This window comes from Roseburia porci (assembly GCF_009695765.1).
Taxonomy (GTDB): Bacteria; Bacillota; Clostridia; order Lachnospirales; family Lachnospiraceae; genus Roseburia; species Roseburia porci.
The window spans coordinates 115,749-128,465 of sequence record NZ_VUNI01000002.1 but is presented as its reverse complement, the minus strand read 5'-3'; the positions used below and the strand labels follow the sequence as shown (position 1 = coordinate 128,465).

13 protein-coding genes are annotated in these 12,717 nt (G+C 40.1%); 3 read left to right on the top strand and 10 right to left on the bottom strand.

The genetic code is table 11. The features are described from left to right. Positions 1–5: 5 nt before the first annotated feature. Positions 6–986 (bottom strand): hypothetical protein, encoded by a 981-nt coding sequence (locus FYJ75_RS02025; protein WP_154428323.1) that lies wholly within the window; start codon positions 984–986, stop codon positions 6–8. A gap of 109 nt (positions 987–1,095) precedes the next feature. Here FYJ75_RS02025 and FYJ75_RS02020 point away from each other — a divergent pair, with 109 nt between their 5' ends. Genes FYJ75_RS02020 through FYJ75_RS02010 form a run of 3 tightly spaced genes read left to right on the top strand, consistent with a single transcriptional unit; the run spans position 1,096 to position 4,633 of the window. Continuing rightward, complete coding sequence (locus FYJ75_RS02020; protein ID WP_154428321.1) at positions 1,096–2,271, top strand: CgeB family protein; 1,176 nt, start codon at positions 1,096–1,098, stop codon at positions 2,269–2,271. After that, positions 2,268–3,449 carry a CgeB family protein gene (locus tag FYJ75_RS02015; protein ID WP_154428319.1) on the top strand — a complete coding sequence of 394 codons (1,182 nt, stop codon included), beginning with the start codon at positions 2,268–2,270 and terminating at the stop codon, positions 3,447–3,449. The genes FYJ75_RS02020 and FYJ75_RS02015 overlap by 4 nt, the downstream gene beginning before the upstream one ends. A 20-nt stretch (positions 3,450–3,469) precedes the next feature. Beyond that, on the top strand, positions 3,470–4,633 hold the full coding sequence (locus FYJ75_RS02010) for a CgeB family protein (RefSeq protein WP_154428318.1): 1,164 nt from the start codon (positions 3,470–3,472) through the stop codon (positions 4,631–4,633). A 53-nt stretch (positions 4,634–4,686) separates the two neighbouring features. Here the strand turns inward: FYJ75_RS02010 and FYJ75_RS02005 are convergent, their stop codons facing one another. The 9 genes from FYJ75_RS02005 to FYJ75_RS01965 all read right to left on the bottom strand — a co-directional run bounded on the left by FYJ75_RS02005 (position 4,687) and on the right by FYJ75_RS01965 (position 12,714). Then, on the bottom strand, positions 4,687–5,499 hold the full coding sequence (locus tag FYJ75_RS02005; RefSeq protein ID WP_154428316.1) for a flagellin N-terminal helical domain-containing protein: 813 nt from the start codon (positions 5,497–5,499) through the stop codon (positions 4,687–4,689). Positions 5,500–5,688: 189 nt separating this feature from the next. After that, positions 5,689–6,174: a flagellar protein FliT gene (locus FYJ75_RS02000; protein WP_328596824.1), complete on the bottom strand. Its 486-nt coding sequence runs from the start codon at positions 6,172–6,174 to the stop codon at positions 5,689–5,691. Positions 6,175–6,184: 10 nt separating this feature from the next. Next, on the bottom strand, positions 6,185–6,562 hold the full coding sequence (fliS, locus tag FYJ75_RS01995; RefSeq protein ID WP_154428314.1) for a flagellar export chaperone FliS: 378 nt from the start codon (positions 6,560–6,562) through the stop codon (positions 6,185–6,187). Between the two features lie 57 nt (positions 6,563–6,619). Continuing rightward, positions 6,620–9,424 (bottom strand): flagellar filament capping protein FliD, encoded by a 2,805-nt coding sequence (fliD, locus tag FYJ75_RS01990; protein ID WP_154428312.1) that lies wholly within the window; start codon positions 9,422–9,424, stop codon positions 6,620–6,622. Positions 9,425–9,468: 44 nt separating this feature from the next. Beyond that, complete coding sequence (locus FYJ75_RS01985) at positions 9,469–9,888, bottom strand: flagellar protein FlaG (protein WP_154428310.1); 420 nt, start codon at positions 9,886–9,888, stop codon at positions 9,469–9,471. Between the two features lie 143 nt (positions 9,889–10,031). Then, entirely contained in the window at positions 10,032–10,337 is a 306-nt protein-coding gene (locus FYJ75_RS01980; protein ID WP_154428308.1) for a hypothetical protein, read from the bottom strand. 59 nt (positions 10,338–10,396) lie between these two features. Continuing rightward, a complete protein-coding gene (csrA, locus tag FYJ75_RS01975) occupies positions 10,397–10,615 on the bottom strand; it encodes a carbon storage regulator CsrA (RefSeq protein ID WP_154428306.1) in 219 nt (72 codons plus the stop codon). 3 nt (positions 10,616–10,618) lie between these two features. After that, positions 10,619–11,083 (bottom strand): flagellar assembly protein FliW, encoded by a 465-nt coding sequence (gene fliW / locus FYJ75_RS01970; protein ID WP_154428304.1) that lies wholly within the window; start codon positions 11,081–11,083, stop codon positions 10,619–10,621. A gap of 98 nt (positions 11,084–11,181) precedes the next feature. After that, entirely contained in the window at positions 11,182–12,714 is a 1,533-nt protein-coding gene (locus FYJ75_RS01965; RefSeq protein WP_154428302.1) for a flagellin N-terminal helical domain-containing protein, read from the bottom strand. Positions 12,715–12,717 lie beyond the last annotated feature (3 nt).

The window sequence follows — 12,717 nt, the reverse complement described above, 5'->3', positions numbered from 1 at the left end:
TTTCATTACCTCGTTAATTTCTGACATTGCTGCAGGATACCATTAATCATTGTATTATCCGGAATTCTTTGTTTCCCTGTTTCCAGTGTCTTTATTGCATAATCGATCATTTTATGATCCAGAAATTCATTCGACAAAATAAGATAAAACTCTTCTGATTCCACACCTACATCCTGTAATAGCATGCTCCACACATATGTTGATATCTTATCTTCCAGTATTCTGTGACTAATGTCTTTTACTGCTTCCATATCTTTATAACGGAATTTCCACAAATCTTCCTGTAATAAAAGACATTTTTCATCGTGTTGATATAATGTTTGAAGTGCCTCTGATATTTTCTCAATACATTCTCTTGCAAATTGTGCATGACCTGTCCTGTCATACAAATCCGCAAGCTGGATCAAAACCCGATGGTTTCCATTCCATCTCTCATTAATAAAATTCCGAACCCAGAAAAGTTCTTTATACATAAAATTACGTGTGAAAATTTCTTCCAGTTTCAGCGCCAGATTCATTGGGCGCATAGCAGCCGTAGTCATCATGGTCTCCAGAGTGATAACAGAGGTCTGATTTTTTTTTAAAAATGTGACAAATTCCTGCTCTGATAACTGATCTATGGAAAAATCAATTCGGTACAACATGAATTTCATCTGTTGCAGATAATCCATTAATTCTTCTACCGTATTTCCGCAATCCAGAATCGTGGACGGATAATGATCCTTCCATTCCCGTTCATAAATCTGCGTCACAACATACATTGTTGCAACTGCATCCGTCTGTTTATAATGTTCAAAAAAACTTTTATCCAGAAACATATTATGAAGTTCCATCCGGCTCTGATCCGTTGCTGACTGCAGCAGTTGATTCATAATCTGAACAACATCATTCAGTTTTGTTCCGTATTGTTTCTGCCATTTTTCCTCCCTTCGTGCTTCCTCTAGCGCAAACTTTTCCGTCTTTCTAAACTCCATCTCATCCTGCATATTCTTCTCCCGAGATTAATTATTAAAAATACTATTGTGTCTTCTATTTTTTTTCGCTAAGATATACTTATATATTGCAAAGCAACCGTTGTAAGGAGGACTACTGATTATGGATTTTCTATTTGTTCCATCTAAAAATTCCATTTTTGACATACCATGGACATTACAAAAAATGTCAGAACATACCGTAGATATCTTAGAATGCAATCCATTTGATCCAAATATATCTGACAACAATCAAAACGATACCCTATCCAGACAGTTACTAGAGAAGCCGTATGATTGTGTTATATCCTATCTATTTATTCCTCCTGTATCTGATATCTGTGCTAATCAAAATCTGCCATACATATCATGGACTTATGATTCGCCTCTTATCGCATTATTTACACCTTCTGTTTTTCATAGTACAAATTATACATTTATTTTTGACAAAAAGCAATGTGAACGCCTGATAGAAGCCGGTGTCCCTCACATATACCATATGCCTCTTGCCGTGAATCTTGAACGCACCGGTGCACTTGATATCACGCCGGAGGATGAAACCGCATTTTCCCATGATATCAGTTTTATTGGTGGACTTTACGAGAATAATACCTATAATGCCGTCATCCAGCAGTTCCCGGATTATCTGCAGGTAAAATTAAAGCTTTATCTCATGCAGAACATGTGCCATTGGGAGTCATCCAGACCATGGCCCCAATTTCCTCAGGAATGCATTGACTATCTCTACAACAACTGCCATATTGAAAGCTGGAATCCTACATCATTGATGGACGACCCTACTTATTATGGGCAATTATTTTACCCTAGAAAATTAGCTGAATTGGAGCGTATAGCTGTTCTCAATACGCTGGGAAATCATTTTGATGTTCATCTTTACACAAACAGTCCAAGCACTTACCTTGAAAATGTCCATGTGCATCATGGTGTAAGTTATTACACAGATATGAACAAAATCTTCTATCTCAGTAAGATTAATTTGAACATTTCCCTCTCCTCAATTGAAACCGGAATTCCCCAACGTGTTTTAGATATTATGGGATGTGGAGGTTTTGTATTAACCAATTATCAGCCTGAAATCGAAGATCTGTTTGAGATTGGGAAAGAAATTGAAGTATTTCACAACGTGGATGAATTAATTGAAAAATGTAACTATTATCTGACACACGAAAGAGAACGGCTTACAATTGCAATGAACGGATACAAAAAAATCCGTGATGCATTCTCTTATCCAAATCAGCTACAAAAAATGATTTCCCTTATGCAGGAGAATACATTATGAAAATACTATTTTACCGATATGGCAGTATATGCGAACCCGATATTATAAAAGGATTTGAGGAGCTTGGACATACTGTCTCACAGATTACAGAAGAAATAACAAATAAAGATTTCCTATTTGGCGACTGTGCCCGGGTTGTTGGTAATTTTCTGATGGAACATCCTCAGGACTGTGTTTTTACCATCAATTTTTTCCCTATCATTTCAGATGTTTGTAATATTTTCAAAATCCGATATATCTGCTGGTCCGTTGACTCACCTGTCATGGAACTTTTTTCTAAATCAATTCAGAATCCATGCAACCGTATCTTCTTATTTGACCGGATGCAATATACGGAAATAGCCCCATTAAATCCGGGAAATGTATTTCATTTCCCATTGGCCGTGAATGTAACCGACAAACAAAATGTCATACAACAAGCTTCTATTTCTGATCTTGAACGGTTTTCCAGTAATGTTTCATTTGTTGGTTCACTTTATACCGAGAAATGCCCCTATGACCGGCTAAGCACTCCACCAGCCTATCTCAGTGGTTATCTGAACGGACTTATGGAAGCCCAGCTAAAAGTATATGGCTATTATTTTGTAGAAGAATTATTACCAGATAATATCGTGGAAGAATTCAAAGCACACATGGAACACTTTTACACATATCCGCTTGAAACCTACCTGACTGACCGCCAGACACTGGCGCAGCTTTATATCGGAAGCAAAATTACAGCTATTGAACGTGTAAGAACTTTCACCATGTTATCCGAGCATTTTGACGTTGATCTATATACCGCAAGCGATACTTCTTCTCTTCCTCGTATTCATAACCGGGGACTGGCAAAAACGCTTACAGAAATGCCAATCATTTTTCATGAAAGCAAGATCAATCTGAATCCAACCAGCCGTTCCATCCGCAGCGGGCTTCCGCTTCGAATTTTTGACATTCTTGGCTGTGGTGGATTTGTTCTGACAAATTACCAGCCGGAACTCCCGGAACTTTTCACTCCAGGTGAGGATCTTGTTGCGTATAGCAGTCTGGAAGAACTGAACGAACTGGTTGCTTATTACTTAGAACATGAAAATGAACGAAAAGAAATTGCTTACAATGGACTGCAGAAAGTGAAAACCCATTATACCTATCCGATACGTCTGGAACAGATGCTCCAGCTCGCATTTGGACTCATATAAAGAAAGACGAGGAAAACGATATGCGTATCTTATTCTTAGATTGGCCCTGTTTTGGGAAAGTAGATACCCAATTCACCTTAGAACAGGCGGGGCATGAATTTGTACCATTTTTTCATCCGGATTATCAGGAACGGGAAAGTAAGGCATTTGATGAAGCATTTACTAATTTTGTCGGAGATACTTACTATGATTGCTGTTTCTCTTTCAACTATTTCCCGGTTGTCTCGAATAACTGTCAGAAACTTGGGATAAAGTATATCTCTGTAATCTACGACAGCCCCTATTTAATGTTGTACTCTTATACGTTGGTCAATCCGGTAAATTATGTATTTATGTTTGATAAACAGGAATATCTACGCCTGAAAAATGGCGGTATCCCTACTGTTTACTACACAACCCTTCCATGTAACAGTACTATCATTGATTATCTTATGCAAAAAACTTTCGATCAGGAAAAATTGTCTGCGGATGTCTCTTTTGTAGGCTCCTTATATAATGAAGATCACAATTTTTTTGACCGTCTGACAAATATTAATGACTACACCCGTGGATATCTGGATGCAATTATGGAATCCCAGTTAAAAGTATATGGTTACAATTTTATTGAAGATCTGCTGACCCCTGACATTCTTGCCGAGCTTCAGCGCGCGGTTCCTTATCAGCCGGTTCCTTCTGGTGTGGAATCTCCGTCTTATGTATATGCAAACTATTTTATAGACCGCAAACTGACATCTATTGAACGTCAGCGGCTTTTAACTGCGGTTGCTCAATATGTTCCATTAAAGCTTTATACACTTGACCGGAAAGTTTCACTCCCGAATGTAACAAATATGGGACCTGTTGATTATTATTCGGAAATGCCATATGTCTTTGCCAACAGCAAGATTAATCTCAACATTTCTTTGCGAAGCATACAATCCGGAATTCCGCTTCGGGCAATGGACATCATGGGAGCTGGCGGATTTCTGCTCACGAATTTTCAGGAAGATTTTCTTGATTGCTTTATTCCAAATGAAGACTTCGTTTATTTTGAAAGTGAGGAGGATTTATGTGAAAAAGCGCAATACTATCTTTCACATGAGTCACTTCGTAAAGAAATCGCACACAATGGTCACGAAAAAGTAAAACAGAATCACAGTTATGAGAAATTTTTCTCCCATCTGTTTTCTGTCGTTTTCCAATAATTCCAGGCACAAAAAAAGAACCGGCAGAACCGGTTCTTTTTCGTTCTTCATAATTACTGAAGTAATGATAATACACCCTGAGTAGACTGGTTAGCCTGAGCAAGCATGGACTGTCCTGCCTGAGCAAGGATGTTGTTCTTGCTGTAGTTAACCATCTCTTCAGCCATATCTGTATCACGGATACGTGATTCAGCAGACTGAGTATTCTCAGATACGTTATCTAAGTTCGCAATTGTATGCTCCAGTCTGTTCTGTAATGCACCAAGTGCAGAACGCTGTGTAGATACTTTGTCAATAGCTGACTGAATCTTTGTCATAGCTGAACCAGCCTCATCGAATGAAGATACAGATAATGCGTTAACACCGATAGAAGTTGAATCCATACCACTAATAGTGATCGTGATATTCTGCTTCTCTAATGAACCGATCTGTAAGTTCTTTCCGGAGAATGATCCATCCAGTAAGTTCTGTGTATTGAACTGTGTTGTAGAACGGATACGATCGATCTCAGATGTTAAAGCATCCATCTCTGCAGAAATAGCTTTTCTATCAATGGTGGTATTAGTATCATTAGCTGCCTGAGTAGCTAATTCGTTCATACGCTGTAAGATAGAATGTGTTTCATTTAATGCACCTTCAGCTACCTGGATAAGAGATACACCGTCCTGAGCGTTATCAGAAGCTTTGTTCAGTCCTCTGATCTGGCTTCTCATCTTCTCAGAAATAGATAATCCTGCTGCATCATCAGCTGCACGGTTGATCTTGTAACCAGAAGATAATTTCTCTGTTGATTTAGCCTGTGCGCTTGTTGTGATTCCTAACTGTCTGTTGGCATTAGCTGCCTGCATATTATGCTGTACTACCATAATTTGTTTCCTCCTTGAATATAATGCAGCATCCATGCTGCATGTACTTAATTTGTTCTGACTTCCATTCTCCCGGCCGTACGCTCCATTCGAACTTCCATCTTCAAGTAATTATCCTTACTTGATTTATATATCGGACGATTGCCCCGATACTTTATAGAAAAAAGAAAATTTTTTTATTTTCTTTCTCTATTTCTTATTATCCAGAAACTGTGGATCCGCATATGCATTCTTCATCATATTGCGGTAATACTGGTTCACCACTTTCTGACTCTGACGGATTTCTTTTACCTGTTTATGAACCGAATTGAATTTCTTTTCCATCAGGTTTTTATTTCTGGCTTCCTGAGCCTGAATCTCCATACTTTTTGCGGTAATCTGGCGAATCTTTTCCTGCATCTGGCGGATTTCCGTCTTGTAGTCCTCTTTATGTTCTCCGATTTCTTCCTTTACTCTGGCGAATATCTGTTCAAATCCATCGTCCAGGAGTTCCAGTTCCTCAATCAGTTTTGCCTTCGTCTCAACTGTCTTGTCGAAATCATCCGGATCAAGATTGGGATCTTCTAATTGCTGCATCTGAATCTGATCCTGGTCAATAATACGATTTAAAACGCTGATCTTTTTATCAAGACTCTGATCTAATATATGTATATATGTCTTTGCTGTATTATCCACAAGCCTTCTCCTATTTACTATGTGCCGTACGCATAACTTCTTTCCAGGTATCCCGCATGGTACGAAGATGCTTTAAAACTTCCTCCAGAATCTCTTTATCCTTTTTCATGTTTGCTTCCCTGAGACGAATCATCAGATAGTTATACACCTCGTCAAAATCCTTTGCAACCGGATACTTATGATCCAGAGTCGCCTGAAATTCTTCAATAATACGCTCTACTTTAATGATGTTCGTGTGTGCTTTCTGAACATTTTCTTCTTCAATTGCAGATATTGCAATATTGCAGAACTTAATTGCTCCATCATAGAGCATCAATGTAAGTTCTGCCGGTGAAGCTGTCATGATTTTGTTGTTTGCATATGCTGCGTAACCCTGATTTGCTAACATAGTATTCTCCTTACCCTATACAAGGCATATCTTTCCCGATATGCCCTGCGTTTATTTTTATGAACCGAAATAACTGCTGAATGATGAAGACTGGCTGTTCAATTTCGTCAAAGCCGACTCCATACTTGAGAATTTCTTGTAATAGTAGTCTTCCTTGTCTGATAATTTTTCTTCCCATTTCTTAATCAGACTTGTGTAATCGCTGTATTCGGAAGCCATTTCCTTATCATTATACACGGTATAAATACTGCTTACAGAAGATGATTTCATTTTATCTCCAACAGCATTGTATAGACCAGTAGCTAGCTGTTGCATAAAAGACACTACCGTATCCGGATCATTTGTAAGAGCGGTCATCAGTTTGTCTGTATTTCCAGATACTACCGAATCATCCTCATCTCCATCAATATGATAAGCATACTGCTGGTTCTTCGGTGCGTTCAGATATCCTAACGTGCTGATTCCGAAGCTTGACAGGCTGTAACTCTTGCCATCCACCTCATAGCCCTTACTCATAGCATTAGTCATGGCACTCATCAGACCATCCAGCGTATCATCGCGCCGTAACAGAGAAGATTTGATCTTTTCTTCCCACTTCTCAACCTCTTTATCGGACATTGCGCTCTTTTCATCATCGGTCAGAGGCTCATATCCTTTTGCGGAATCTGCGTTATAAAGAGAGGTGATCTCATTGATAATGGAGTTGTACTGAGACAGGAATTCCTTGATCTTATCGTACATTCCCTGTGTATCGGTCTTGGTCGTGATCGAGATGGCATTCGCATCGCCGTCTCCGGTGACTGCCTGTGCTTCGATGTTCAGGCCGTTAATAGAAAAAGAATTGCTGCTGCCTTCATACTCAATGCCATTTAATGTGATTTTGGCATCTGTTCCATCGATCTTCACTGCATCTTTATTATAAGTGGTACTTGTGCTGATATCATGTGCAGACTGTACCTTCTGCACAAAATCAGCAATTGCATTATCTTTCTCGGTTCCATCTTTCATTGCTGCGATATCTGCCAGCACCTGGTTATTTTTCATAACCGTCTGATAACTTGTTCTTCCAGTAGATTCATCATCTACTGTCATATTTGTATTATTCTGGCTGATCACATTTGCAAATCCATTCACGTATGAAGTTACGCCTGTTGCACCATTCGTCTTATATGCATCATGTACCGCTGATACAATGCTCTTTTTGGAATATGTATCGTCATCCTTCAGTACAGTATCTGTTGCAGATTCATAATTATTGACAGCTGTAATATTACTGGTCAATGTACTGATGAAGGCGTTCAGATCTTCATCTTTTTTGAATGAAGCATTTTTCTTGATGGAGGTCTTCATATCCGATAAGGTATCTGCTGCTGTCTTAACACTGTTCATTTCAGCTCCAGTGGAGTATTTTGTCTGCATAATATCCGTTCTGTCGCTATCTTCAAAGCTTATCTCTTTGCCACCATCAACTCTGGTTACATTGCCGTCAGAATCTTTCGTAACCTCATACAGCTTATTCGCACCGGATGCAAGTTCATAAAGTTTACCGTCAGAACCAAGCCATGTTTTACCATCATCATCCTGTTTGTAAACAGCATCCCCAACCTTAATCTGATCATATCCGCTGTCCACTTCACTTGCAGTCGATGCGTAATAATTCGTTGTTGTTTTAATGCTGATTTCAGTGGTAAGTCCCTGTTTTGTATTTGCATACATCGGATTACCGTCTTTATCTTTTTTTCCGGTTGCCTTGTATTCATTTCCATTTGCATCTTTATAAACACCGGTTTCCGCATCCAATGTATAAGTTTGATTGTCACTTCCTGTATATGTGTTGATGGCTTTTATGTATTTCTTTGTTCCATTATCATCATAGGAATAGATCGTGTTGCCATCTTCATCACTGGTCTCTGCTGTATAAATATTGCCGTCAGAACCAATAATCGAATTGTTGCGTGCAGCATCTGACATCGATAAAAGTTTTACAAGCTGATCCTTCTGTGTATCCGTCAACCCTGTCTTTGTAAGAGCATCCTGCATTGCAGAATATGCAGATGCATATCCATATGCTGATGACATATTGCTGTTCTGTGCATTCGCCTTATCGTATGCGCTTTTTGCATTCTGATATGCTGTAATTGCATCTTTTACGTTCTGGTTGAGCTGTGTTCCATCTGCATTATAGTACTGTGTATAGGACTCATATGTTGCTTCTGTTGCCGAGGAATTCACGTTTAAGCCAAGAGCTGTCAGTGCATTGGCGCCATCCACATTTGCTCCGGTAAGTGTAAAATCATTGTCTACACCTGTCTCTTTGGAGCTGACATAGATACGGTTATTTGTCGTATCATAGTTGGCGCTGACGCCCGCATCTTTTAAGGATTTGATAAAGTCGTTGACCGTTGTTCCCTGACTTACTGTGATCGTTTTCGTTGTTCCATCTCCCAGTTTCAGGTCAACTTTACCATCACCACCGGTATATCCAAGCTCCGCAAGTGTTGTTCCTGTTGTTGTGCTGCCTGCCAGCTTTCCTCCGGTCAGATATCCAGCCTGTGCGATCTTAAGAATATTAAGCTTCTGTGTACCATTTGGCGCAGTTCCGGAAGCAGTGACCTTTGCTTTTGTTGCATCCGACACACTGGTTGATTTCAGATTGTAGCTTTGGGTAAAGCGCATGGAATCAAGACTGGTATACAGACTGTATACCTTTGTGTTGAGTGCTTTCCATGCATCCTGTTTCCAGGAAAGCTTGGTCTGTGCTTTCTTATATTTGTTTGTTTTATAGCTGTATGAAGATACCAAAGCCGAGATAATGGATTCGGTATCCAAGCCGGATGTTAATCCCGTAAGTCTGATTGCCATAATTCACTCCATTCTGATATGTCTACATATCATTTCATCTGAATTTACATCTTCTCATCCACCATAAGACCTGCCATCTCCCATACCTTGGCGATCATGTCAAGTGTCTTCTCCGGTGGATATTCCTTGATTACTTTCTTTGTATCTTTGTCAATGATCTTGATCATAACACGATTCGTCTTATCGTGAATACCGAAAATTGCTTCGGAATTCACTGCTTTTCGGTTGATTTCATCAATTGTCTTGCGAATCTGTTTCGATGCTGCTTTCTGCTTCTCTTCCTGTTCGTTTTTTTCATTGTCCACAGATTCTTTTCCTGCTGCCTGACTACCGTTTACACTATTTTGTTCAGTCTGCTCGGTCACCGCAGCTGTATTGGCAGTATTTGAAACACTGCTTTTATCTTCTGTCTGGGCTGTACTTCCCTGATACGTTACGCCCGTTTTTATTGCTTCAATTGCCATTCTATAACACCTCCGTGTGATACTTCATCTGCAATATCTAAAATCTCTAAATGTTATATCGGTCGTTTTGCATAATAATTTAGAGTTTCTTCTGGAAAAAGCCCTGCCAATGCAGAGCTTTTCTTCCAGAAATCCTATCGTTTTTAGCCTTTTACTTCCTTCTCAATTTCACGAAGTTCCTCATCCGTTAAAGCAGAGGCGCATTTTTTTATAATCTGATAAGCAATATTGTTTTTAAACAATTCACGTGCGGTCTCACGCGCAGTGTCCCTTATATTCTTCTCCACAGCTTCTCTTTTTCCTTCTTCCAGATATTCCTGCAATTCCTTACACATACGTCTCTCTCCTTCCTCCGAATTTTTAAACTGATTTTTACGAGATGAAGTACACGGAAATCTCTGATAATCATAAGCATCTGCATCTATAAACAGTTTCATCAGTTCAGACACTTCCGTTCCCTCTCCATATATTATACCCCACATTTTTCAGCCGTAAAACCCCATAATCATTATTTCAAAAGATTGTTAATAGCAGCCACGTTGTCCACATTTAATGCTGCCTCATTCTCCTTCTGGATCTGTAAATATACTTCCTTACGATAGATCGGCACATCTTTCGGTGCTGAAATACCGATCTTCACCTGATCTCCACGAATGTCAAGCACTGTGATCTCAACGTTATTATTGATAACAAGGGATTCACCCTTTTTTCTGGTAAGTGCCAGCATCTTTTACTCCACCTTCCCTTCTTTTTCCGCCTTAAGAAGGTCATAGATTTTGTATTTTACCGGATAATCGTCTTCTACGATCAGCTGTACCGCTTTCTCATTATCTGTATTTACAATGATCGGAGCCTTCAGATTGACTGCCATCTGTTCTATTTCTTTTGGAACGGTTACAGTTACCAGAAGAAATGTATTGTCCGGAGTAAGGTCTCCAAGCGGTGTGATCATTTCTTCGCTGACTTTCGGATTATAATCCGGTTTTATCTTTGATGGCATCATAACCGGGAAAGCCACAACCGGCTCGTCCATGGACTGAAGCCACATAATATTACTGTTTTCCAGTCCCCGCTCCTCATCAAAAATCAATGCAAAATGCTGAAGATCCGGGAATCCGATCATCCCCTTCTCCATCGTGATCAATTTATCATCTGCAATATCAATTGTTCCAAATAATCTTGTATCTGCCCTCATGGTCTATTCTCCTTTCCCGTCTCCGACAGGGTATATTTTCTTATCATGCGCTGACATCCAGGGATCTGAATCCCCAACTATCCAGTCCTGTTCTGCATTTATCTAAGATAATCAAGCAGCGAGGTTGACCCCACCTGGCTTGCTGCTGTCAGTGATGACTGGTAGGCATTGTATGCAGCGTAAAAATCGATGATGATATCCGAAAGGTCTCTGTCTTCATTGCTGGATTTCAGGTCTTTTAATGTCTCCTGCTGGTTTTCGACACGGTTCTGTGTCAGTTTCACACGGTCTTCAATACTTCCCACATTGGTAATTGCCTTGTTGACCTGTTTCAGATGCTCATCAAATCTGGTGATACCAGATCCAAATGTCTTCTGGAGGTTGTCATCTGCATAATCCGCTTCCTTCTGTGCCGCATCCAGATAGGTCTTTAACGTAGCCTGGGATGCTGCGTCGGAATACTCTTCCTTCTTCATCATCTCTTTGATCTTATCAACCTTGTCATTCGCGTTGATTGCTGCATTCACGCAGTTCAGCAGTTCATTGACATCCTGCGCAACAGCCGGGTCAAACGCATCACTCGCAAGTGTATTGACCGGTATATTGATTCCGGTTGAGATCGTATATTCGATCTGCTGCGGATCTCGAACGCCGTCTCCGTCTTCGTCCTGCTTATATTCGATCGGATTTGCCGGATCAGAGATATCTGTGCAGTCATAGAAATATTCCGGTCTGACATCGCCTTTGTTAAATCCGGTTTTCTGATATTCTACATTAATATCTGCGTGATCTGTTTTCAGGGACGCGCTGATATTTTTGCCAAGCACCAACTCTCCCGAACTTGCGATAAATACAACCTCATCGTCGCCTACGGTCTTTGTGCCACCGCATGCTGCTTCCCACGCATCCTCACTCTCATAAACGGTCGGTGTGATATCCGTTGTTGTTTTTGCTCCGGTAGACTGATCTGTTACCGTGTAGGATACTTTCAGATTATCCTTTGAAACCTGATCGTAACCAAGGCGAAGTCTGTCATACGCCTGTTCCGAAATCTTTGTTGTACAGTCTCCAACTGTTGCATCCAGCTTTGCAGGAACGTCCACGCTTCCGGAATAATAGCGTTTTTCCTCAATATCTTTATAAGAAAACTGCTGTTTGATATCATATTCCGTTGTTGTCTCATCGGTTCCAAATGTCAGTTTGCAGTTTGTGCGGTATCCTGTAAATACGGTTCTTCCTGCATAATCAGCGTTGCCTTCCGTATAAATCTGATCTGAAAGCTGGGTTAGTGCATTCAAAATGGTCTTACGGTCATCTGCGGTCAGCGTATCGGATGATCCCTTTACGCACTGGGTACGGATGTCGGTAAGAATGGACTTCGTATTTGTAAGTGCTGTTTCTGTGACATCCAGCCATGAAAGTGCATCCGGAATATTATTGTCCACATACTGATCTACGTGTGTCAGATTCGTTGCCAGACGAAGTGCACGCATCGCTACAACCGGGTCTTCGGAAGCTCTGGAGATCTTCTTCTGGGTTGTCATCTGTGTATTGTATTTATCAACATTGATTTTGTTCGCATTGACGTTGTTTTTGGTGTTCGCAACGATCATATTATTTGTGATTCTCATGTG

Coding starts and splice junctions, on each gene's coding strand:
- FYJ75_RS02010 (WP_154428318.1), top strand. CDS start 3,470: ATGCGTATCTTATTCTTAGATTGGCCCTGTTTTGGGAAAGTAGATACC.
- FYJ75_RS02005 (WP_154428316.1), bottom strand. CDS start 5,499: ATGGTAGTACAGCATAATATGCAGGCAGCTAATGCCAACAGACAGTTA.
- FYJ75_RS01965 (WP_154428302.1), bottom strand. CDS start 12,714: ATGAGAATCACAAATAATATGATCGTTGCGAACACCAAAAACAACGTC.
- FYJ75_RS02025 (WP_154428323.1), bottom strand. CDS start 986: ATGCAGGATGAGATGGAGTTTAGAAAGACGGAAAAGTTTGCGCTAGAG.
- FYJ75_RS01985 (WP_154428310.1), bottom strand. CDS start 9,888: ATGGCAATTGAAGCAATAAAAACGGGCGTAACGTATCAGGGAAGTACA.
- fliW (WP_154428304.1), bottom strand. CDS start 11,083: ATGAGGGCAGATACAAGATTATTTGGAACAATTGATATTGCAGATGAT.
- fliS (WP_154428314.1), bottom strand. CDS start 6,562: ATGTTAGCAAATCAGGGTTACGCAGCATATGCAAACAACAAAATCATG.
- csrA (WP_154428306.1), bottom strand. CDS start 10,615: ATGCTGGCACTTACCAGAAAAAAGGGTGAATCCCTTGTTATCAATAAT.
- FYJ75_RS02015 (WP_154428319.1), top strand. CDS start 2,268: ATGAAAATACTATTTTACCGATATGGCAGTATATGCGAACCCGATATT.
- FYJ75_RS02020 (WP_154428321.1), top strand. CDS start 1,096: ATGGATTTTCTATTTGTTCCATCTAAAAATTCCATTTTTGACATACCA.
- fliD (WP_154428312.1), bottom strand. CDS start 9,424: ATGGCAATCAGACTTACGGGATTAACATCCGGCTTGGATACCGAATCC.